18 protein-coding genes are annotated in these 19,990 nt (G+C 69.3%); 10 read left to right on the top strand and 8 right to left on the bottom strand.

The genetic code is table 11. The annotated features are described in order from the left end of the window. Positions 1-8: 8 nt before the first annotated feature. Together ACFYQQ_RS20825 and ACFYQQ_RS20820 are read left to right on the top strand one after the other, a co-directional pair. On the top strand, positions 9-1,910 hold the full coding sequence (locus tag ACFYQQ_RS20825; protein ID WP_388904935.1) for an albusnodin/ikarugamycin family macrolactam cyclase: 1,902 nt from the start codon (positions 9-11) through the stop codon (positions 1,908-1,910). Further along, positions 1,907-2,800, top strand: a complete 894-nt coding sequence (locus tag ACFYQQ_RS20820) for a lasso peptide biosynthesis B2 protein (protein ID WP_356175810.1) — start codon at positions 1,907-1,909, stop codon at positions 2,798-2,800. The genes ACFYQQ_RS20825 and ACFYQQ_RS20820 overlap by 4 nt, the downstream gene beginning before the upstream one ends. Positions 2,801-3,039: 239 nt before the next feature. On the opposite strand, the gene ACFYQQ_RS20815 is transcribed toward ACFYQQ_RS20820, so the two are convergent. Then, positions 3,040-3,198, bottom strand: a complete 159-nt coding sequence (locus ACFYQQ_RS20815; RefSeq protein ID WP_355791174.1) for a hypothetical protein — start codon at positions 3,196-3,198, stop codon at positions 3,040-3,042. Between the two features lie 628 nt (positions 3,199-3,826). Here ACFYQQ_RS20815 and ACFYQQ_RS20810 point away from each other — a divergent pair. From ACFYQQ_RS20810 to ACFYQQ_RS20800, 3 genes are all read left to right on the top strand, one after another. Beyond that, a complete protein-coding gene (locus tag ACFYQQ_RS20810) occupies positions 3,827-3,988 on the top strand; it encodes a hypothetical protein (protein ID WP_388904934.1) in 162 nt (53 codons plus the stop codon). Between the two features lie 157 nt (positions 3,989-4,145). Then, positions 4,146-5,357 (top strand): GNAT family N-acetyltransferase, encoded by a 1,212-nt coding sequence (locus tag ACFYQQ_RS20805; protein WP_355791180.1) that lies wholly within the window; start codon positions 4,146-4,148, stop codon positions 5,355-5,357. Positions 5,358-5,634: 277 nt separating this feature from the next. Further along, positions 5,635-7,140, top strand: coding sequence for a cryptochrome/photolyase family protein (locus tag ACFYQQ_RS20800; RefSeq protein ID WP_356175816.1), 1,506 nt, complete (start codon positions 5,635-5,637; stop codon positions 7,138-7,140). A 58-nt stretch (positions 7,141-7,198) separates the two neighbouring features. On the opposite strand, the gene ACFYQQ_RS20795 is transcribed toward ACFYQQ_RS20800, so the two are convergent. Beyond that, positions 7,199-8,770, bottom strand: coding sequence for an alpha-L-arabinofuranosidase B (locus tag ACFYQQ_RS20795; RefSeq protein WP_355789846.1), 1,572 nt, complete (start codon positions 8,768-8,770; stop codon positions 7,199-7,201). A 404-nt stretch (positions 8,771-9,174) separates the two neighbouring features. Here ACFYQQ_RS20795 and ACFYQQ_RS20790 point away from each other — a divergent pair, with 404 nt between their 5' ends. Next, positions 9,175-9,597, top strand: coding sequence for a hypothetical protein (locus tag ACFYQQ_RS20790; RefSeq protein ID WP_355789844.1), 423 nt, complete (start codon positions 9,175-9,177; stop codon positions 9,595-9,597). A gap of 125 nt (positions 9,598-9,722) precedes the next feature. On the opposite strand, the gene ACFYQQ_RS20785 is transcribed toward ACFYQQ_RS20790, so the two are convergent. Further along, positions 9,723-10,169, bottom strand: coding sequence for a GNAT family N-acetyltransferase (locus ACFYQQ_RS20785; RefSeq protein WP_355789841.1), 447 nt, complete (start codon positions 10,167-10,169; stop codon positions 9,723-9,725). A 158-nt stretch (positions 10,170-10,327) separates the two neighbouring features. Further along, complete coding sequence (locus ACFYQQ_RS20780) at positions 10,328-11,149, bottom strand: AfsR/SARP family transcriptional regulator (protein ID WP_355789838.1); 822 nt, start codon at positions 11,147-11,149, stop codon at positions 10,328-10,330. Between the two features lie 337 nt (positions 11,150-11,486). Between ACFYQQ_RS20780 and ACFYQQ_RS20775 the strand changes: the two genes are divergently transcribed. The 3 genes from ACFYQQ_RS20775 (at position 11,487) to ACFYQQ_RS20765 (ending at position 14,862) form a co-directional block, all read left to right on the top strand. Continuing rightward, positions 11,487-12,152, top strand: a complete 666-nt coding sequence (locus ACFYQQ_RS20775; RefSeq protein WP_355795850.1) for a hypothetical protein — start codon at positions 11,487-11,489, stop codon at positions 12,150-12,152. 355 nt (positions 12,153-12,507) lie between these two features. Further along, positions 12,508-13,065: a PadR family transcriptional regulator gene (locus ACFYQQ_RS20770; RefSeq protein ID WP_356175447.1), complete on the top strand. Its 558-nt coding sequence runs from the start codon at positions 12,508-12,510 to the stop codon at positions 13,063-13,065. A gap of 72 nt (positions 13,066-13,137) precedes the next feature. After that, complete coding sequence (locus ACFYQQ_RS20765; protein WP_356175445.1) at positions 13,138-14,862, top strand: acyl-CoA dehydrogenase family protein; 1,725 nt, start codon at positions 13,138-13,140, stop codon at positions 14,860-14,862. A 98-nt stretch (positions 14,863-14,960) separates the two neighbouring features. Here ACFYQQ_RS20765 and ACFYQQ_RS20760 read toward each other — a convergent pair whose 3' ends face one another. The 3 genes from ACFYQQ_RS20760 to ACFYQQ_RS20750 form a co-directional block, all read right to left on the bottom strand. Then, positions 14,961-15,338, bottom strand: coding sequence for a fic family toxin-antitoxin system, toxin component (locus tag ACFYQQ_RS20760; protein WP_356175442.1), 378 nt, complete (start codon positions 15,336-15,338; stop codon positions 14,961-14,963). Continuing rightward, positions 15,338-15,577: a hypothetical protein gene (locus tag ACFYQQ_RS20755; RefSeq protein ID WP_356175439.1), complete on the bottom strand. Its 240-nt coding sequence runs from the start codon at positions 15,575-15,577 to the stop codon at positions 15,338-15,340. Before ACFYQQ_RS20755 ends, ACFYQQ_RS20760 begins: the two co-directional genes overlap by 1 nt. A gap of 154 nt (positions 15,578-15,731) precedes the next feature. Then, positions 15,732-17,675, bottom strand: a complete 1,944-nt coding sequence (locus tag ACFYQQ_RS20750) for an AfsR/SARP family transcriptional regulator (RefSeq protein ID WP_356240903.1) — start codon at positions 17,673-17,675, stop codon at positions 15,732-15,734. A 147-nt stretch (positions 17,676-17,822) separates the two neighbouring features. On the opposite strand from ACFYQQ_RS20750, the gene ACFYQQ_RS20745 reads away from it, so the two are divergent. Then, complete coding sequence (locus ACFYQQ_RS20745; RefSeq protein ID WP_356240906.1) at positions 17,823-18,701, top strand: alpha/beta hydrolase; 879 nt, start codon at positions 17,823-17,825, stop codon at positions 18,699-18,701. A gap of 107 nt (positions 18,702-18,808) precedes the next feature. On the opposite strand, the gene ACFYQQ_RS20740 is transcribed toward ACFYQQ_RS20745, so the two are convergent. After that, positions 18,809-19,840 carry a DUF4331 family protein gene (locus ACFYQQ_RS20740; protein WP_355787615.1) on the bottom strand — a complete coding sequence of 344 codons (1,032 nt, stop codon included), beginning with the start codon at positions 19,838-19,840 and terminating at the stop codon, positions 18,809-18,811. Positions 19,841-19,990 lie beyond the last annotated feature (150 nt).

Genomic DNA, 19,990 nt, shown 5'->3' with positions numbered 1-19,990 from the left:
CAGCTGTCATGCCCCAACCCGCGGCCCCCGCCGCCACGGACCTACGCTGCCCGTCTCCTGTCCTTCCCTCTCCCGACGGGCCCACCATCGCGGGACTGATGCCACCGGCACCGACGCAGCCGTCGCCACGCGGGGCCACTCGGCTGTGGCCAGGCGAAGGCCTGCTGTGGTCCTGGGGTTCGTGGCACCCCGGCGAGGTCCGCACCGTGCAGTGCGCACACACCCGACTGGCCGCTGTCGGCCAGTGTCTCGCCGACGAAGTGACGATGCGTCATGACTTACGCCGGGCTACCCAGGACGGCCGCTGGGAACGTCTGACCCGATGGCCCGGCGCCTACCTGCTCATCCTGCTCCACGACGACGGCCACCTCACCGCGTATACCGACCCGGCGGGGCAGTTTCCCCTCTACTACGGGCGCCACGGCCACAGCACTGTGCTGTCGACCCGTGCGAGGAGCGCGGCGACCCTGTCAGGAGTAACGGACGGGCCCGACACCACCGCGATCGCCGCGCACATCGTCTGCCCCGCAGTTCCCGAACTCACCGAAGGGCGCACGGCGTTCGACGGGATCCGTCGGCTCGGTGGCGGCCAGGCCCTGAGAGTCGCCCCCTCCGGCGCCCTCACCCACTGGACCTACGAGGACCTCACCCCCGACCCCGGCACACGGTTCGAGGACAGCGCAGCCCAGTTGCGGTCAGCCCTCACGCGCGCAGTCACGCTGCGCACCGCCGGCGCCGCCCGGATCACCTCTGACTTCAGCGGCGGCCTGGACTCCACGTCCCTGGCCTTCCTTGCCGCCCGCACAACCAGTCATCCGCCCCTGGACACCTTCGTCTACCACCACCCCGACGCACCCGCCGGCGACCTCGGCCATGCCACGGCATACGCCGAGCAGGCGCCCTCGATCCAACTCGCCGTCACCCGCGGCAGCGAGGACTCCCTGCCCTACAGCGGGCTGTCCGAGCGGGTGCGTGCGGACCAGCCCGACCCGGCGGCGGTCATCGGCGCCCGGCAGTGGCTGCGACTGGACCACATCGCGCGCGGCGGCCCCGGCATCCACCTGACCGGAGAGGGCGGCGACGCACTACTGGCCGCACCACCCTCCTACCTCGGTGACATCGCGGCCACTGCCGGGCTGCGCAGGCTCGTGGGCGACGCACGTGCGCTTGCCCGCATACGCCAACTCTCCCCCGTAGATGTCGTTCTGCGGGCCCGTCGCCTGGCACGCACTCCCCTGCGGCAGTCGATGATCGAACTCGCGGCCCGCTTCGACGAGCCCATGGATAACCCGCCGCGGTGGGTGGACGCGGTCGCCTGGTGGCCTTCCCCGGGACCGGAGACGGCCTGGCTGACCACCAGGACACGCCGGTACCTGGCCGAACTGGCCTTGGAGCGCGCACGATCGGCCGGTCCCGCCTGCTCTTCGCCTCACGCGACACCGGGCACCCGGGCGGTCCTGTGCGAGCTGCGCACTTCCGCCGCCGTGCAGGCGCAGTTCACCGCCACGGCCCGTGAGTTCGGGATCTGGCCACACGCTCCCTTCCTCGACAGCGAGGTCGTACGGGCATGTTCCCGCCTCCCGTTGCCGCACCGGATCGACCCGTTCACCGCCAAGCCGCTGCTGGCGGCCGCCTTGACCGGTCTGGTCCCCGACCCTGTGCTGCGGCGCAGGACCAAGGGCGACTACGCGGCCGAGAACTACCGCGGGGTCCGCCGCTCGGCGGACCAGATCAAAACCCGGCTCCTGCGATCACCACTCGCCGACCTCGGGATCGTCGAACCCTCGCGGGTGATCGCCTCGGTGGAACGGGCGGTCGCGGGCCTGCCCGTACCCTTCCCGGCGCTCAACCGCCTGCTCGGCGCGGACCTGTGGCTGACGGCCGGCGACAGCGGACAGGAGCGGCCATGACGAGACTGAGCGTGTCCGAGCACGTTCGCGAGAGCACCTCACCGCACGGTGGCAGCGTGCTGCTGGACGTGCGGTCCGGCCGCTGTTTCGCGATGAACTCCATGGCCCGCACCCTGTGGCTCGAATGGCGCCGCAGCGGGAACTTCGACTCCGCGGTGCTGGTACTGGCCCGGCGTTACCCGGACCAGCAGCACGACCGGATCCGCGCGGACGCCCGCCGCCTCGCCGACGACCTGATCGGCCGCGGCCTCCTCGCCGCGCACGCCCCGAGCCGGACGCCCCCCGATGGCGAGCTACGCACACACCCGTCCCTGGGCGTCGATGTTCCGCCTTCCCTGGCGGAGCGCGCACCCCTGCCCGGCCGGCGGCCTCCAGACCATGCCGGATGCTCCGGGCCCGACCCGTCCGAGGACGAGGTTCCACCCGCCGCCGAAGTGCCCCTGGCCGCAGCCCAGATGACCATGGCCGCCGAGCCGGTACGGGGCGAAGGCGGCCGCACCCTGCGCGGCGTCGTGACCGCGGTACTCGGCCTGCTCGCACTCCTCGGGGCCCTCCTGCTGATCCGGCTGCCGCTGAGGGCCGTGTCCCGCACGGTGAGTTGGACCGCGCGCACCTGGTGCCGGCGGGAGGCCACGCCGGAGCAGGCGTCAGCCTCCCTCGCGGCGGTACGGCACGCAGCCCAGTGGTACCCGGGACGTGCCGCCTGCCTGGAGTTGTCCCTGGCCACGCTCGGGATGCTGGCACTGACGGGCAGGCGTGCGATGTGGTGCATCGGCACGGCGGACGATCCCTACCGTTTCCACGCATGGGTGGAAGCGCAGGGGGTCGCCATCGCCTCGCCCGACGAGTACGGCAACGCGGCATTCCGCCGGGTTCTCTCCGTAAGTTGATCAGTCAGACGACCAGGCTGCGCGAACGGCGCCTGTTCAGGGCCTCTTTCCCGCAGCCGTGTTCAATTCGCATACGTCTGTCGCTCTGGCGCGACTCCTACCGGATAGTTCCAAGAGCACTGCGGAGAAATCGAGTGGATTCCCCTTCATCGACCGGACTTTGTGCGCTAGCCTGACAAAGTGAAGGGGCGGTCACCGGTCTCCCGGCAACCGCCCCCTTGGAGGGACCTACTCGCCCCTCAGACGCGCGGCAACAGCGTGTCGACCAGCGTCAGATCACCGTCTCCATGAGTCAGCACACTCAGGAGCACGAGGATCATGACGATGATGACCACTCGCACGTGCTGCCAGTGCACAGAGACCGAACAGCGGGTGGTCATCGTCATCTTCAAACCCATTGGACTTCACCTCTCTTCCCCACGCGTCGGCGCCGGTGCCCGGCAATTCGGGAATGCGGCGGCGACTCCGTGTGAAGAACAGTGTTCCCGTCAACCTGCCGCAAGACAATGGCCTTTGACGCGCCCCCACATGCCACAGTGGCCCCAGCCCAGGGGAATCCACTCCGCGCCGCACTTCAATTCGCCTATTTGAAGCGGATAGTGAATGTCGTCGCGGCGCGAACTGAAAATTGAGACCGCTCTCCGCCCCTGGCTTCGGCCCAGCAGACACCGCGGCGGCAGCCCGTCTCGCACTGCCGAACCTTCAACGCTCCTTCCCTCACTTCAGCCCACACCGGGCCATGTTGAGCACCCGATTCGAAGGAGAGCCGAGGGTGAACGCCCCTCACCCCCATCGAATAACGCGGCAATCGCTTCGCAGCGACGCCTTCCGGACGCACGAGCCACCAGTACTCACTCGCCAAAATGTGACACAAGTCACAACGTCCTGCAGGTCTTTGCGAGCGGTGGATCCGGTTGCGAGCGGTGCACCGACTGCTGGTCAAGATCTTTACGCGACGCTCATCGGCTGCGATCATCCTCGTCACGACGCAAGTCGACAAGTATGGGGGTAGGGACCTTGCGCAGCTTGATCGTGAACCTAGTGTTGGTCATCGCTGTCTTCGCCCTGGCGCTGGTAGCGCTCGGCGGTGGCATGGGGGAGGTGGAGCTGAGCATCTGGCTCGTCGCTCAGCTCGCGGCGCTCACCTTCGTGATCCTTCGCTACCGGCGGCAGAGGCGCCTGGGCTAGCACCTCCTGGGCAGTCGGTCGGCGGCCACTAGGGAACCCTCCTCCTCAAGCGGCCCCCGGCCGTAATTCGTTTGACCAAGGTGCGGGTCACCGTTGCACTGTGCCCAGGCGCCGCCACGAGCCGTGGTGCCGGCATCCCGAGGAGGCAGCGGCAACGATGGAGATCCGTTCCACGACCGACAAGGAACTAGACGTCTTTGTCGACACGGTCCATGCCGCGTTCGGGCGCTTCCCCGAAACCCCGGTCGAGGGCGGCGGGCTCTGGTGGTCGGCGCTCGAAGTGGACCGCTGTCTCCTTGCGTTGGAGGCCGACGGGCGGCCTGTCGGTACGGCCGCCGCGTACTCCTTCGAGCTCACCCTTCCCGGGCAGACCCATGTCCCGGCCGCCGGAGTGACCGCCGTCGGCGTCCTGCCCTCCCACCGACGCCAAGGCGTGCTCAGCGCGATGATGCGCCATCAGCTCGGCCAACTGCGGGCCCGTGGGGAGTCCCTCTCCGTGCTGTTGGCGTCCGAGGCCCCCATCTACGGGAGGTTCGGCTACGGACCGGCGACCTACACGTCACGGCTGACGGTTCCGCGCCGGGAGGCCGCCCTGGCGGCTCCCCGGGCACGCGGAGCCGCCGGCGCGGCAACCGGCTCGGTCGAAATCCTCCGTCGTGCCGACTGCGGAGAGATCCTGGAAGAGGTCTACGACCGGTACCGCCGTGCCCAGCCGGGTGCGCTGTCCCGGCCGCACCGCTGGTGGGCCCTGCGAGCCGGGCAGCCTCCGATCTCTCCGGCACCGCGCTACGTCGCCGTACACCGTGACGCAGACGGAGTCCCGGACGGGTACGCCAGCTATTCGATCGGCGAGCCCAACACCTTGACGGTCGACGAGACCATCACCACCGACGACGCTGGCTTCACGGCCCTGGCCCGGTTCGTACTCGGCCACGACCTGGTCACCAAGATCGTATTCAAACATCTCCCGCCGGAACACCCGCTGCGCTGGCAACTCGCGGACTACCGCGCCGGCCAGGTGAGTGAGGACACCGACTGGCTCTGGGTACGACTGCTGGACGTCCCTCGTGCGCTGACCGCGCGCGGCTGGTTCACGGACGGCGATCTCGTCCTCGACGTCGACGACCCGTTCCTCGCCGAACACGGCCGCTACCTGCTGACCGTTCGGGACGGCGAGGCCAAGTGCACCCCGACCGACCTGGAACCCGACCTGTCCCTGGACATCAGCGACCTGGGCTCGATCTATCTCGGCGGCACCGCCCCGAGCAGGCTCGTGCGTGCCGGACACATACGCGCGCACCACCCGGGCGCGGCCCACCTCGCTGACGCCCTCTTCCGCGCCGACCGTCCCCCGCACTGCCTGCACTGATTCTGACCGCGCGTTCGCAGTCTGCGGAGAGCTCCACCCTCCCCCGGCGCCCTGCGGCGGACACGCCTCCGCGGCGACCGCCGTCACTCGTGCGGGTCGCTACGCGGCGACTCGCGCCTGCAGGGGTCAGCCACTCATCGCCCATCGTGTAGAGATGCCCGGTACGGACGCGTGGATCAGCGTCGCCTTGGGCAGTCCCCGAGCCCAGCGCGGCTCGCCGTTCAGGACTGTCCGATCCGCAACACATCCACCGAGGCGACGGAGGCCCAGCGCGCACATGACCACCGCTCACTGGCTCTTCGGCGACCAGCTGGGACCTCACTTCCTCACTCCCGGCGATGACGGCCCCGCGCACGACGCGCCGGTCGTGATCATCGAGGCCCGTTCGGTGTTCCGCCGTCGGCGCTTCCATCGCGCGAAGGCCCACCTCATCCTCTCCGCGATGCGGCACAGGGCGGCCGAACTCGGCGACCGTGCCTCATACATCCGGAGCGACACCTACCGCGAAGGGCTCCACGAAGCACTCGGGAACAGTCCGGTGACGGTGCATCACCCCACCTCGCACGCGGCCCTTCGTCTGGTCCGGTCCCTCGGCACCGTCACCGTGCTTCCGGCCCGCGGCTTCCTGGTCCCCCAACCGGACTTCACCGCCTGGGCCGACGGCCACGGCGGCCGGCATCTGCGCCAGGAGGACTTCTACCGGTGGGTGCGCCGTGGACACCATCTGCTGATGGACGCGGACGCCCCGGCGGGCGGCCGCTGGAACCACGACCACGACAACCGCGAACCCCCGCCCAAGGACGCACGGACCCTGGACGTGCCGCCGCCCTACCGGCCGCGGGAAGACGCGATCGACGAAGAGGTGCGGCACGACCTGGACCGCTGGGAGCGCAGCGGTGACACCAGCTTCGTCGGAAACGACGGACCACGGCGCTTCCCCGCCACTCGGCGTGAGGCGTCGGCCGCGCTCCGGCGCTTCGTCGAGCACCGCCTCGCGGGCTTCGGCCCGCACGAGGACGCCATGCTGCGAGCGGACCCGGTGATGAGCCACAGCCTGCTGTCGTCGTCACTCAACCTCGGCCTGCTGCACCCTGCGGAGTGCGTCGAGAAGGCCGAGGAGGCGTGGCGCTCCGGGCAGGCGCCGATCAACAGCGTGGAGGGGTTCGTCCGGCAGATCGCCGGATGGCGCGAGTACGTCTGGCAGCTCTACTGGTACTTCGGCGACGACTACCGGCACAGCAACGCACTGGGGCACCGCACGCCCCTCCCGGACTGGTTCCTCGAACTCGACGCGGACGCCGTCACCGCCCGCTGTCTGGCCACGACCTTGGCCCAGGTCCGCGACACCGGCTGGACCCATCACATCCCCCGGCTGATGCTGCTCGGCAGTTACGCCCTGCAACGCGGCTGGGACCCGCGGGCGGTCATGGACTGGTTCCACCGCTGTTTCGTCGACGGGTACGACTGGGTCATGCTGCCCAACGTCATCGGGATGTCCCAGTACGCCGACGGCGGCCGGATGACCACCAAGCCGTACACCTCGGGTGGCGCGTACATCCACCGCATGAGCGATCTGTGCACCGGCTGCGCCTACCACCCCACGGAACGCACAGGCGACCGGGCGTGCCCGTTCACCACCGGATACTGGGCCTTCCTCCACCGGCACCGCCAACGGCTGTCCGGCAACACCCGGATGAGCCAGGCAGTCCGTGGCCTCGACCGCCTGCGTGATCTGGACGAGTTGCTACAGCGGTCCCGGGACGAGGGAGACGACCCGCCGTGACGGGCACACCGCGATGAGGGTAGCCGTGCCGCCCGCGGGCGGCACGGCTCGGTGGGTGTCAGGCCCAGGGGGAGGTCACGGCCCAACTGGTGTCGTCGGCCCAGGCGGTGGTGCTGTCCCAGTCGTGGGTGCCACCGTGACTCGCCACGTAGGCACCGTAGTTGTAGTGGCGGACGAAATCACTCGGGTAGTTGGCGGACCGGAGCGAGACGCCCTGGCCGTTGTGGCCGGCCTGTGGGCAGAACGTGGCGTCCAGTCTCGAGAGTGCGCTGTTGTCCAGGGTGTCGACACGCAGCCGGAGATCGTAATGGCGCAGGTACTGCCCCGGATTGTCGACGGACTCGAAGGACACGCAGGAGGCGTCGCCCAGTCCCGGGCGCACGGTCCAGGTGGCGGCAGCCTTGTCGGCGGACGTACTGGAGGCGGAGACCGCTGCGATGACGGCATTGTTGTCGGCGCTGTTGTGCCGGAGATAGCTGTTCGTGCAGCAGGAGGTGGTCGCCCGCAGTGAGACCCTGGCGCCCGGTGTGGGAGCGCCTGCCACAGCGGAGGTGGTGTACCCGGCTGCGTTGACGTTGGCCTGGACGGCGTTCTCGGTCGCCGCCGAGGGGTAGCCGGACGTCATGACGCCCTCGTAGAAGGTGCCGGCCGAGCTGTTGCTGTTGTCGCCGCCGATGCCGAGGATGATCGCGCCCTCCTTCTTCATCGGGTTGTAGCCGGAGGCGTTGGGGCGCGGGCCGTCGTAGTAGGTGGACAGGCCGCCCGACTGGGCGTTGCCGGCGCGGATCGCCCAGTGGTTCGGCCCGCCCTTGACGACGGCGGTGAGGAACCGGTGGCTGACGCTCGGGTCGTTCGCGTTGTAGCCGGGGTTCACTCCGGAGAACAGGCCGTTCTCCAGGTCGGCCATGACCCAGGGCCCGTTGCCCGTTCCGTAGCCCCACACCTTGATGTTGCCGAAGTAGATCGTCTCCATGGTGCCGTTGCCGTTGTCCCGGCTGTTGGTCTCTGCGTTGCCGTAGTCGAAGCAGCAACCGCCGTTGTAGTGGGTGCCGTCGAGGACGGCGTACATGCCTTCGGGCTGGTCTCCGGTGGCGATGCCGTTGGTGCTGTTGTCGCGGTAGCCGGTGCCGGGCGCGACGAAGACGCCGTACGCCTTGTGGCCGCCTACGGTGACGGGTGCCGCCGAGGCTTCGGCGAGATTGTCGTACCCGCCTGCGGCTGGGCCCTGGAATCCTCCGGGCGGCGCCTGAGTGAGGTGATTGCCGCGGGCCGACTGGTCGTAGATGACGGTGATGAGGCAGCTCGTGCCCGCACAGAACGAGTCCTGCGCGGCGGCGTCGGCGTAACCGCCCGCGCCGAGCGCACCGATGTCCCGGGTGGAACCGTCCGAGGCTCGCCTGACCTGGTAGAGGCGGCCGTTGTAGGCGGAGTACAGGGCGCGGGTCGTACTGTGCGCTGCAACGCAAGGCGTGCCACCGGCCGCGTACAGGTCGCATGGCAGCGAGCCGGCGGCCGCGGCACTCCCACCGGCGGAGGCCGGGCTGCCGAGCAGAGTGGCGGCCAGAGCCGCAACGACCGCCAGCAGGGCGAAGGGCCTGAACCGCCGTAAGTGAGCTGGAGTCACTGACATGGGGTCTCCTGAGGTGGGGGGTTCGGTGGAGCCCTGCCGCCGGGGCGGACGGGTCTTTCTGATGTCATGGCCTGCGACATCGGGTGTTCGACGCGTCGTTCGGAGTCTGCCGTGGGCGGTCTGGGCGGTCGTCGCGCAAACACTCGCTGTTCGCCATCTCGAACGTTGAACGTATTCCCGGACAACATTTGATGATAGGAGAGGCCGAAGGGGTGTCAACACATCGCGCACGTCCGATACTTCGACCACAGGGGAGCACAGTTGTCACCAAGGGCACCGCAGCCTTGGACAGGCCGGCGGGACCGATGAGACCGTCCCCTCACCTGCCTCGAACCGCCACCGGCAGAGGTCCGGCTGACGCCGAGCAGAACGAACGCTTTACCCGGCTGCGGCGTCAAAGATTCATGAAGACAACGCGTCGTACCGTCGTCATGCTGCTGAGCGCCGGGCTGCTGCTGTCCGGCTGCTCGAACTCGGGCGGCAACGCCACCGACTCGCAGCATGCCGCGCCCACTTTGCCGGCGCGCACCGGCGTACTCGACGAGCAGCACAAGGGACCGGCTCACCCCAAGGAACTCAAGGCCTATCCATACGACATCTATACGCACTGCGGCATCAAGTGGGCCGAGTTCGGCGGACGTTGGTGGGTACTCGACTCCGTTCTGCCCGGCGCCGAACAGGTCAAGGGCGAGGCGCAATCGCAGGACAGCGAGACCCTGGCCGGGTACATGACTCTGACCAGCCCGGACACGGCCAACTTCGATGCCGCCGGGACACCCACACTGCAGTTCGTGCCGAGCAAGGTGGACCCGCCTGGATGCAAGTAGCCCACTCCCCCGGCCACTCTGTCTCGGCCACCCTGCCGATGGTGTCCCCTGGCAGTGCTCCAGCTCCGGGCCAGGCCCGCGCGCGCTGACGCTGCCTGACTCTCCGGAGCTGTCCGTCCGGCAGATCAGGCCAGGCGCAGGTCGATCCAGGGCACGGTGTCGCCCTCGCGCAGCAGATAGCGTTCGAGCTCGACGAACCCGTGCTGTCGGGCGAAGCGCAGTCCGTCCGCATTCGAGGCCAGTACCACCGTCTCGATCACTTGGGCGTCCAGCGCGCGGGCCTGCTCCAGGGCGCGCTCATAGAGTCGAGTGCCGAAGCCTTGGCGGCGGTGGTCCGGCAGAACGCGGGCGATGACCGTGGCGGTGGCGCCGTTGTCCTGAGTGGGCGGACGCACGGTGGTGCAGCCGATCAGGACGTCACCGAGATAGGCGACCTCCATGCGATTGCGGCCCGTGCGGGCACGGACGTCGTCGAGCGACAGCACGTCGCCGGGGACGATCACGTTGTGGGCATACTGCCAATCGCGAATCGAGGGGTCGTCGTCAACCGCTTGGATACGAAGGTCGTTCATCCGCCCAGCAAATAGGTGCCCGCCGTGGCGCGTCAACCGTCGATGTTGCCGGGATGCGGTCCAACTCGGCGAGACAGGGCCGGCCTTGAGTGGAGCCGTTGACAGGAAGTGGACTGCCCGGGGCGTTGCAGACAGTGAGGCAGCGCAGCAGGCCGCGCTCAGGCGGCGAACAGGTCGAACGTCGAGGAGTGGCGCGGGCCCGCCAGCACGTCGAGTTGCGGGTCCACTGCCAGTACCGCGTGGTGCATGCGCTGCAACTGCGGTGACGGCTCCACGCCCAGGTCGTCGATCAGACGCATCCGCAGCCTGCGGTAGACCTCCAACGCGGTCGCCTGCCGGCCCGCGCGATACATCGCCAGCATCGCCTGCGAATGCAGCCCCTCATGATGCGGGTGACGCGCCGTCAGCTCCGTCAGCTCAGCGATCAACTCCGAGTGCCGGCCCAGCCGCAGATCCGCGTCGATGCGCCGCTCGACCGTCACCAGCCGACTCTCCTGAAGCCGCATGACCTCGATCTCCAGCACCGGCCCCAGCTTCACATCCACCAGCGGCGCACCGCTCCACAACGCCAGCGCCGCACCGAATCGCGCCGCGGACAGCTCGTTGTCGCCCGCATCGAACGCGGCCTGACCCTGGCGGATCCACTCCTCGTAGCGGTTCACATCCACACAGCTCTTGTCGACCTGCAGCAGATACCCGCCGTGCCGAGTGGCCAGAACATCCTTCGCCCCCGACCCGGCACCGGGCCCCATCGCCGTCCCCAACCGCCGCCGCAACTGCAGAATGTAGGTCTGCAGCGTCGTCAGCGCACTCGCCGGCGGCTCACACCCCCACAACTCCTCCATCAAGGTGGGAACTGGCATCACCCTGCCCGGATACAGCGCCAGCAACGCCAGAATCTGCCGCGGCTTGCCCGCCGACGGAACAATCGACGCCCCGTTGACCTCGGCACTCAACGGACCCAGAACCTGAATCAGCATGGCGCCCTCCCCACCTCGTCGAGTTCGTGCCCCAGCTCCAACGCGGCCGAAATACACCGCCACCACGCACGCTAGCCCTCCACCCCCAACGCCAACACGACCCTGTAGCCATCCTCCAGCAGCACTCCACACCACATGAGGCAGCAACCCTGTGAACTCGCCTTGTGCCAGGCGACCTTGAGTGACTGGGGCACGACGTCAGGGGTGGCGGTAGGACCACCCCTGATCCGGTGTTCAGGACCAGCGACCGGAAGCGCGGCCGGCGGCAGGATTCACACCACCGAATCAACGAGGAATCCCAACAAGGAATCGCTCCTACGAATCCAGGGGGACACCCATGCACGAAAACGTGGCCAGGCGCCTGACAGGCCTCGTCGGCATCGCCACTGCTGTCGCCTTCATCGTCGAAGTACCCCTGTACTTCATCTATTCCGGCCCGCCGCCGGACGCGAACGTCCTCGCCAGGCTGTTGATCGGAATCTTCGCCCTGGCCTTCCTGCTCGTCTTCGTGACGGCCTTCCGCGAGCTGGTCAAGAAGGCGAACCCGGCCTATGAATGGGCCGGTACGTTGGTCTTCGCCACGGGACTCGTCTACGCGACGGTCACCCTGGTCTCCAGCGGGCTGGAAGCCGGTGCGGTCATCGCCGCCGACCACTCGATCGACCCGACCATCACCGTAAGCGGCACCTACATCCTCTACGGGTCGATCGACCGCCTCATGCTCGCCCTGTTCCTGACCGCCGTCGGCTACGGAATCTCCCGCACCGACCTGCTGCCGAAGTGGACCAACCGCTCGGCCTTCGTCCTGGCCGGGGTCAACCTGGCCTTCGTACCGTCCCTGTTCTTCGGCAACACCCCCGCGCACTTCTACGCGGCGAACGGGTGGGGCACCACCGCCCTGATGGGCGCCGTCTTCAGCTACTGGATGCTGGCCCTGGGCATCTCCCTCTACCGCAGCGCCACGCGCCGTACGCCCGCTGCCACGCAGGCTCTGCCGCACTGAGTCGGGCCTCATCCACGGTGCCCTGATGCCCACCTCGGGACTGTCCTCCATCCGGCCCGAACGAAGAAGGCCGAGAACGCAGAGACGCATCCCCTCCCTGGCACGAAACAGGGAGGGGATGACGTTGGTGGAGCGAGAGCCCGCGGTCCGGCAGACCCTGCTACTGAACCAGCACCCCTCTGCGTGCGCCCAGTACGCATGTGAGCGAGCGCGCCCGGCAGCCATCAAGGGCCGGCCCTCGCCCCTCCCCCGCGCATGCGGCCGCCGGAAGTGATCTGCGCGACCCGCCCGTGGTGAGCGGCGTCTCACCTCGGCGGCGTTGCTATGCAACGCGGTGCATAGCAGGATCGTGCGCATGGCGCTCGAGCACGCGATCCTCGTTTCCCTGCTGGAGAAGCCGGGCTCCGGCTATGAGCTGGCCCGGCGGTTCGAGCGGTCCATCGGGTACTTCTGGAACGCCACCCACCAGCAGATCTACCGCGTGCTCAAACGCATGGAGGGCGACGGCTGGGTCGACGTCCGGGACGTCCCGCAGTACGGACGCCCCGACAAGAAGGAGTACACCGTCGCCGCGCCGGGCCGCACCGCGCTCTCCGCGTGGCTGCATGAGGCGACCCAGCCCGAGAACATCCGGCACGAACTGGCGGTCAAGGTCCGAGGCGCCGCCTTCGACGATCCGACGGCCCTGATCAGTGAGGTCGAACGGCACCGTCAGGCGCACGAGGACCGTCTGGCCCACTACCTCGCGGGCGAGAAACGCGACTTCGCGGAAGCCCCGGCGAGCGGGCCGCCCGACGCCGAGCGCGAGCTCCAGCACGTGGTGCTGCGCGGCGGCATCGCGTACGAGCGAATGATGATCGCCTGGCTCGACGACGTCCTCTCCACCCTCGCCGGTTTCACTACCGGCCACTGACCGGCCGACAAGCCCCCCGACATCCGTATCCCACCGACATCCGTCCCGCTCCCAGCCGAAAGGCGGCACCCCGTGGCCGACGCGCTGCTGTTCAACCCGCGTACGTACAACCCCAGGCACTTCGACCAGGAGACCCGCAGGCTGCTGCGCGCCACCATCGACTGGTTCGAGGAACGCGGCAAGCGCCGACTGATCGAGGACTACCGCACCCGCGCCTGGCTCGAGGACTTCCTCGCCTTCGCCGCCAGGGAAGAACTCTTCGCCACCTTCCTCACCCCCGCCTCCGCCGCCGCTCCCGGTGAGAACGACAAGCGCTGGGACACCGCCCGCATCGCCGCCCTCAACGAGATATTCGGCTTCTACGGCCTCGACTACTGGTACGCCTGGCAGGTCACCGTCCTCGGGCTCGGCCCCGTATGGCAGAGCGGCAACGTCGCCGCCCGCGCCCGCGCCGCCGCGCTGCTCTCCCAGGGCGAGGTGTTCGCCTTCGGCCTGTCCGAGAAGGCCCACGGAGCCGACATCTACTCCACGGACATGCTCCTGGAGCCCGACGGCGCGGGCGGTCTGCGCGCCACCGGCTCCAAGTACTACATCGGCAACGGCAACGCGGCCGGTCTCGTCTCCGTCTTCGGCCGCCGCACCGACGTCGAAGGCCCCGACGGTTACGTCTTCTTCGCCGCCGACAGCCGTCATCCGTCGTACCACCTCGTCAAGAACGTCGTGGACTCGTCCAAGTACGTCAGCGAGTTCCGCCTCACGGACTACCCCGTGACCGAGGACGACATCCTGCACACCGGCCGCGCCGCCTTCGACGCCGCCCTGAACACCGTCAACGTCGGCAAGTTCAACCTGTGCACCGCCTCGATCGGCATCTGCGAGCACGCGATGTACGAGGCCGTCACCCACGCGCACAACCGCATCCTCTACGGCCGCCCCGTCACCGCCTTCCCGCACGTGCGACGCGAACTGACCGACGCCTACGTCCGGTTGGTGGGCATGAAGCTCTTCAGCGACCGGGCCGTCGACTACTTCCGCACCGCGGGCCCCGACGACCGCCGTTACCTCCTCTTCAACCCCATGACGAAGATGAAGGTGACCACCGAGGGCGAAAAGGTCATCGACCTGATGTGGGACGTCATCGCCGCCAAGGGGTTCGAGAAGGACACCTACTTCGCCCAGGCCGCCGTCGAGATCCGCGGCCTGCCGAAGCTGGAGGGCACCGTCCACGTGAACCTGGCGCTCATCCTCAAGTTCATGCGCAACCACCTCCTCGACCCGGTCGCCTACGAGCCCGTCCCGACCCGACTCGACGCGGCCGACGACGACTTCCTCTTCCGTCAAGGCCCCGCCCGCGGCCTGGGCTCGGTGCGCTTCCACGACTGGCGTCCGGCCTTCGACACCTACGCCCACCTGCCCAACATCGCCCGCTTCCGCGAACAGGCCGACGCTCTCTGCGAGTTCGTGCGCACGGCGGCTCCCGACGAGGCACAGAGCAAGGACCTCGACCTGCTCCTCGCCGTCGGCCAGCTCTTCGCGCTCGTCGTCCACGGGCAGCTGATCCTGGAACAGGCAGCGTTGACCGGCCTCGACGAGGACATACTCGACGAACTGTTCGCCGTCCTGATCCGGGACTTCTCCGCACACGCCGTCGAACTGCACGGCAAGGACTCCGCGACCAAGCAGCAGCAGGACTGGAGCCTGGGCGCACTCCGCCGTCCCGCGGTCGACGAAGAGCGTTCCCAGCGTGTCTGGCAGCACGTCGAAGCCCTGTCGACAGCGTACGAGATGACCCCCTGACCCCCGGGCACCACGTCGGACCAGCCGGCGGAGTACGGCCGTGACGCCGTACTCCGCGAGGCCCACCGGCGTGCACGGTGACCTTGGCCCTCCTGGGCTCAGGTGGCGGTGGGCCAGGTCCGCAGCAGAGCGGCGATCTTCCCGGCGGTGCAGGCGGGATCCAGCAGCAGGTCCTTGAGGGCGACCGCGTCCTGGTGGCCCGGCTTGACGGAAATCCCGGCGGCCTGGAGATACATCACGCCCGAAGCGGCGGCAACGGCCATGTTGGAGCGCTCCAGCCAGCGGCAGCGGCCCAGCGTGTGCACCAAGGCGCCGGCCTTGGCGTAGGGACCGTGGTAAACCGGTTGTTCGAGCAGCTCGGCCCGGTGGCGAGCGATCGCCGCGACCGGAACGCCGTAGTCGTCAGGGGCCGGGTCGCTCGCTCCGGCCACCTCGGTGACCTGCAGGATCCAGGGAACGTCGATGTGCAGTTCCATCAGGCCGCGTGCGCTCCCCGAGCCGTCTGCTGCGCTTCCTCGGCCTCGTCGAAGACCGCCTGGTGCTCGGCCAGGAAGCGGGCCGCCGCATCGACGGCGTGGGCGCGCAGCCCGCTGGCGTCCTCCTGCACCAGCCGGGCCAGGTAATCCCCGACCCCCAGCCCCAGATCCGCGGCACGCTTCTTCGCGAGTTCGGCAACGTCCTCGTCCACGCGTGCGCCCAGCTGTGTCTTCGCCATAGGCCGATGGTAACAGGTGTTACCGGCACGGTCGAGCCGCGAAAGCGCCCCCTCCCCCTGCCTACGACGACCCGGGACCGGCCAGCATGCCCGGCGACCGAGGCCGGCGACCGCGTCCGCCATCTCACCTACTCCTGCTTATTTTGACGAACCATCAGTCAACTGTCGCTCCGATATATCGCTCCACCTCCGCCACGTACCGCGCCACGGGGCCCAGCGTCAGCAGTCCGCTGGCGGCGCCGGCGTGTTCCGCACGGGCGTCGCGCAGTGCGGTCGCGGCGTGTGCGGCGACCTCCCGTTCGCCGAGGCGTACGGCCGCGCGGACGGTCAGGCACCACATGGCCTCCTGCATGTGGTCACGCGGCGGTTCCGGCATCACCCGCAGGGCGGCACGGGCCTCTTCGTCCCGGTTCTGAGCGAGCAGTACGAGCGGTCGCGCCCACGGCAGGTACGGGCCCCAGTCGAGGCGCGGGTCGGTGGGCGCGGGCCGGTCGTGGAGCAGGCGCAGGCCCAGGAGGGCGAGCGGGAGAAGACCGCGGTGCAGGCCTGGCATGCCGGCCGTCCGCAGTTGGATCTCAGCGGCGCGGTAGTGCTCCGCGCCGGTGGCCGCGCTGGGTCCATCGGGTTCCGTGCTGCGTGCGGCGGTGGCCCGGGCCCGGAACCAGGCGGTGAGCACGGGGACGAGCGATGCCTCGGTGGTCGCGGCGAGTTGTTCGGCCGCGTCGGCGTGCGCGGTCGCGGCGTCGAGGCCGCCGGCGGCCGAGGCGGACTGCAGGCGCACAAGGTGGCCCAGTACAGCGAAGTTCGCCAGGTCGTGGCGGGTGGCCAGATCGAGAATCTCGGCACCGATACCGTCCCGCACCGCGGCTAGCCCCGGTCGGGCGAACGACTGCAGGTACGACCCGTTGAGGGCGAAGGCCAGGAGTGCGGGGTCGCCGAGGCCCCGTGCAAGTGCCTCGCTCTGCCGGGCAGCCTGGTGTGCGCGCTCCCGCTCGGTCGCGGACAGATCGGCGCTGCGGCTCTCGACGGCGACCGTGGCCAGGAGTCGGGCTCTCAGGTCGGCGGGACTGTCGGGGCCCAGCGCATGGAGCGTGCGCTCGGCGGCCTCGACGACGGCTCGCGACTGCCCCGGGTCGTCGGCCCGGCTCCAGAGCGCGGGCACGTCGTAGGCACCGATGACCCGGGCGGTCAGCAAGAGGTCCCCCGTGCGCTGGGCGGCCTCAACGGCTGCCAGGCGGTCGCGCCGCGAGTGGACGAGGGCTTCGCCACCCGCCAGCGCGAGAGTGCGGGCCAGATCCACCATGGTGCGCGGGCCGAGCCGGACACCTCGGCCGGGCCACGGGGTCCGTACGTCATCGGCGGAGAGGGGCCCCTTGAGGATCTCCGCCTCCAGGTCCTGCAGGGCCGGACCGGGATCGAGCCCGAGTTGGCCGACGAGCATCGCGCGGGCTCGGCGCAGGGTGGCCAGCGCGTCAGCCCTGCGCCCGGCCCGGTGGAGCGCGCGGGCAAGCAGCTCCCATGCGCGTTCGCGCCAGGGGTGTTCGGCGGCGTGAGCACCCAGCTCGGCCACGAGACCGGGCCCCTCCCCCACGTCGAGAAGGATGCGCGCACGCAGTTCCACCCCCTCCAGCCGCAGCTCCTCGATCCGTGTCCGCTCGCGCTGCGCCCATACGGAGTCGGGCACGTCGGCGTAGGCGGGGCCGCGCCAGTCCGCGAGTACCGCTTCGAGGTCGGTCACCGCGCCGGGGTCGCGCCGGGCCCGGGACAGCGTGTCCTGGAAACGGTGGACGTCCACGTCCTCACGGGGCAGCAGCAGCGCGTAACCGGGGCCCTCGGTGACGATGACCCGCGGTGGAGTGCGCGGCGCACGCTCGGGTTCGAGGGCCCGGCGCAGCGCGGCGACGAAGGTACGCAGGGCGCCGACGGCTCGCTCCGGCGGATCGGACCACAGGTCCTGGACCAGGGTGTCGGTGGTGACCAGCCGGCCCTCTGCGGCGACAAGCCGCCCGAGCACCTCACGATGGCGCGGCCCGCCCAGCTCGACGGGACTGCCGTCATCACGGAGGGCCCGCACCGCTCCGAGCACGTCAATGCGCATGTCCCCATCCTGCGTGCCGGAGTCGGCTGCGCCCAATCGCACTGATCGGCTGCTGATCGCGGGCTGGACCGGACCGTACTGATCGGCTGCTCATCGGCGTCGCGCAGGCTGATCCGGTCAGTTCCCGACCCGAAAGGAATGCCTTCCATGGCCCTCACCATTCCCGGCTTCGATCAGATGCGCGTGCCCGGCGCGGACGGTGTGGAGGTGGCTGTCGCTGTCGGCGGCAGTGGTCCCCCGGTGGTGCTGCTGCACGGTTTCCCGCAGACCCACCTGATGTGGCGGCACGTCGCGGAGCGGCTCGTGGAGCAGCACACGGTGATCTGTCCCGACCTGCGGGGTTACGGCGCCAGCGACAAGCCGGAGGCCACCGATCCGAGCGTGTACGCGAAGCGCACCATGGCCGCCGACGTCGTGGCCCTGGCCGCGACCCTCGGCCATGAGCGTTTCGCCCTCGTCGGCCACGACCGGGGCGCCCTGGTCGCCTTCCGTGCCGGGTTGGACCACCCCGACACCGTCACGCACCTCGGACTCCTCGACATCGTGCCGACCCTCGACATGTGGAACGTCCTGCACGGCGTCCCGGCAGCCGTCGCCTACCACCTCTTCCTCATGGCGCAGCCGCCCGGCCTGCCGGAGACGATGATCACCAACAGTGCGGACGCGTTCTTCGGTTCGTTCCTGGACGCCTGGAGCAATGATCCGGAGGCCGTGCCGGAGGACGTGCGTGCCGAGTACCTGCGAGCGAGCGCGGCGGCGGTGCCGTCGATCGTCGCCGACTACCGGGCCTCGGCGGGCATCGACGTCGTACACGACCAAGCGGATCTGGACGCCGGCTCACAGTTGGCCATGCCCGTGACGGTCGTCCAGCAGGACTGGGGCGCCCGTCTGGGGTATGACGCCGCCGGTGTGTGGAAGGCGTGGGCACCTGACCTGGACCACCGGCTGACCCGAGCGGGGCACTTCATGGCGGAGGAAGCCCCTGACGAGATCGGCGCGGCGATCCAGGACCTCCTGACCCGCTGACTTCCGCAGCGTCGCCCGCTCAGCGCCCTGAACAGTCAAGTCACTGTGCTCTTCGAGTGGTCGCTGCCACGTGGGACTGCGGATCGGTGCGGCTTCGGTCGCACCGGTCAGATCGCGGGCGCCACGTACGGGAAGAACGGAGTGGGAGGGGCGTCGACGGCGTCCTTGCTCAGGCCGACGCTGAGGGCGCTGTTGGTGGTGAGGGAGAACATCACTTCGCCTGCGTTGTCGTTCAGGGCACGCCCGTTGAACTCCGCGAAGCCGAACACCGCCGGTGTGCCGATGGTGTAGGGCAGGGCGTTGGGGAGGATGCGGTCGGCTACCTCCCGGCCGTATTCCTGCGCATCGGTAGCCGTTCGGCGGGCGCCCACCACTGCGGCCACTCGGGCGGCGAACTCCTCGGCGAACGTTTCCGAATCGCCGGTCGGCGGGGTCTGGTTCAGTCGTTCGGCGAGGTCGTCGTCGAACTGCGCGAAGATCGGGGAGACCATCGGAAGTCCGCACCGGTCGACGCGGTGCCATCCGCCGGCGTCGGTGGCGAGGGCCGTGACCCCCCAGACGCGGATGTCCAGGCCGCCTGTGAAGGGCAGCAGCTCGGCGTCCGGTACCTCCAGGACGATGGACCACACCTTCTGCCCGGAGAAGAGACTCTTCACCGAGGCCCCGTCCGAGGGAGGTACGTCGACGTCGGTGCCGTGCTGAAATGCCTGGCCGACCGCTTGCACCACGGCGGGATTCATCCAGAACGGGTCGCCTGCGCGTCCGGCCCACACGCGCAGGCCCTCCAAGGTCTCGAGCGTCTGCCCCGTCGTGCCGGTGAGCAGTGGCGTGCCCGCGGCCGCGTCGTCCGTGGCGTCCGCCTGGACGAGTCTGCGCAGCTCCAGTGTCTGCGTCCCGTCCGCGTCCGCGATCCCGAAACTGAAGCGGTACGTCAGGTCCTCGACGACGTCGCCCGTGCCGTCGATCTTGAACTCGTACCTGGCCTCCGGGTGGTACCCCTCCGGTGCACTCGGACCGGCTGATTCGGAGGCCACGTTCATCACGAAGACCGTGCCTCGTTCGCCCCGGAAGACATAGAGGTCGGAGATGTTCAGACGGGCATCGGCCCTGGCTGCGGGAGAATCCAGATGATGGGACATACGAGTGGCTCCACATCACTGCGGCAATGGAGGACAAAGGCAAGGGGAAAACCGACCAGGCGTGACGTCTGTGACGGCGTCGGCGGCCTCTCGCGGCCTCGGCTGGGCTCCTGTCAGCGCCGCCTGCGCCCCAACACTCGCGGAGGGTGG

The organism is Streptomyces sp. NPDC005496, from assembly GCF_042872045.1.
Taxonomy (GTDB): Bacteria; Actinomycetota; Actinomycetes; order Streptomycetales; family Streptomycetaceae; genus Streptomyces.
This window is presented reverse-complemented; position numbering and strand designations above follow the sequence as displayed.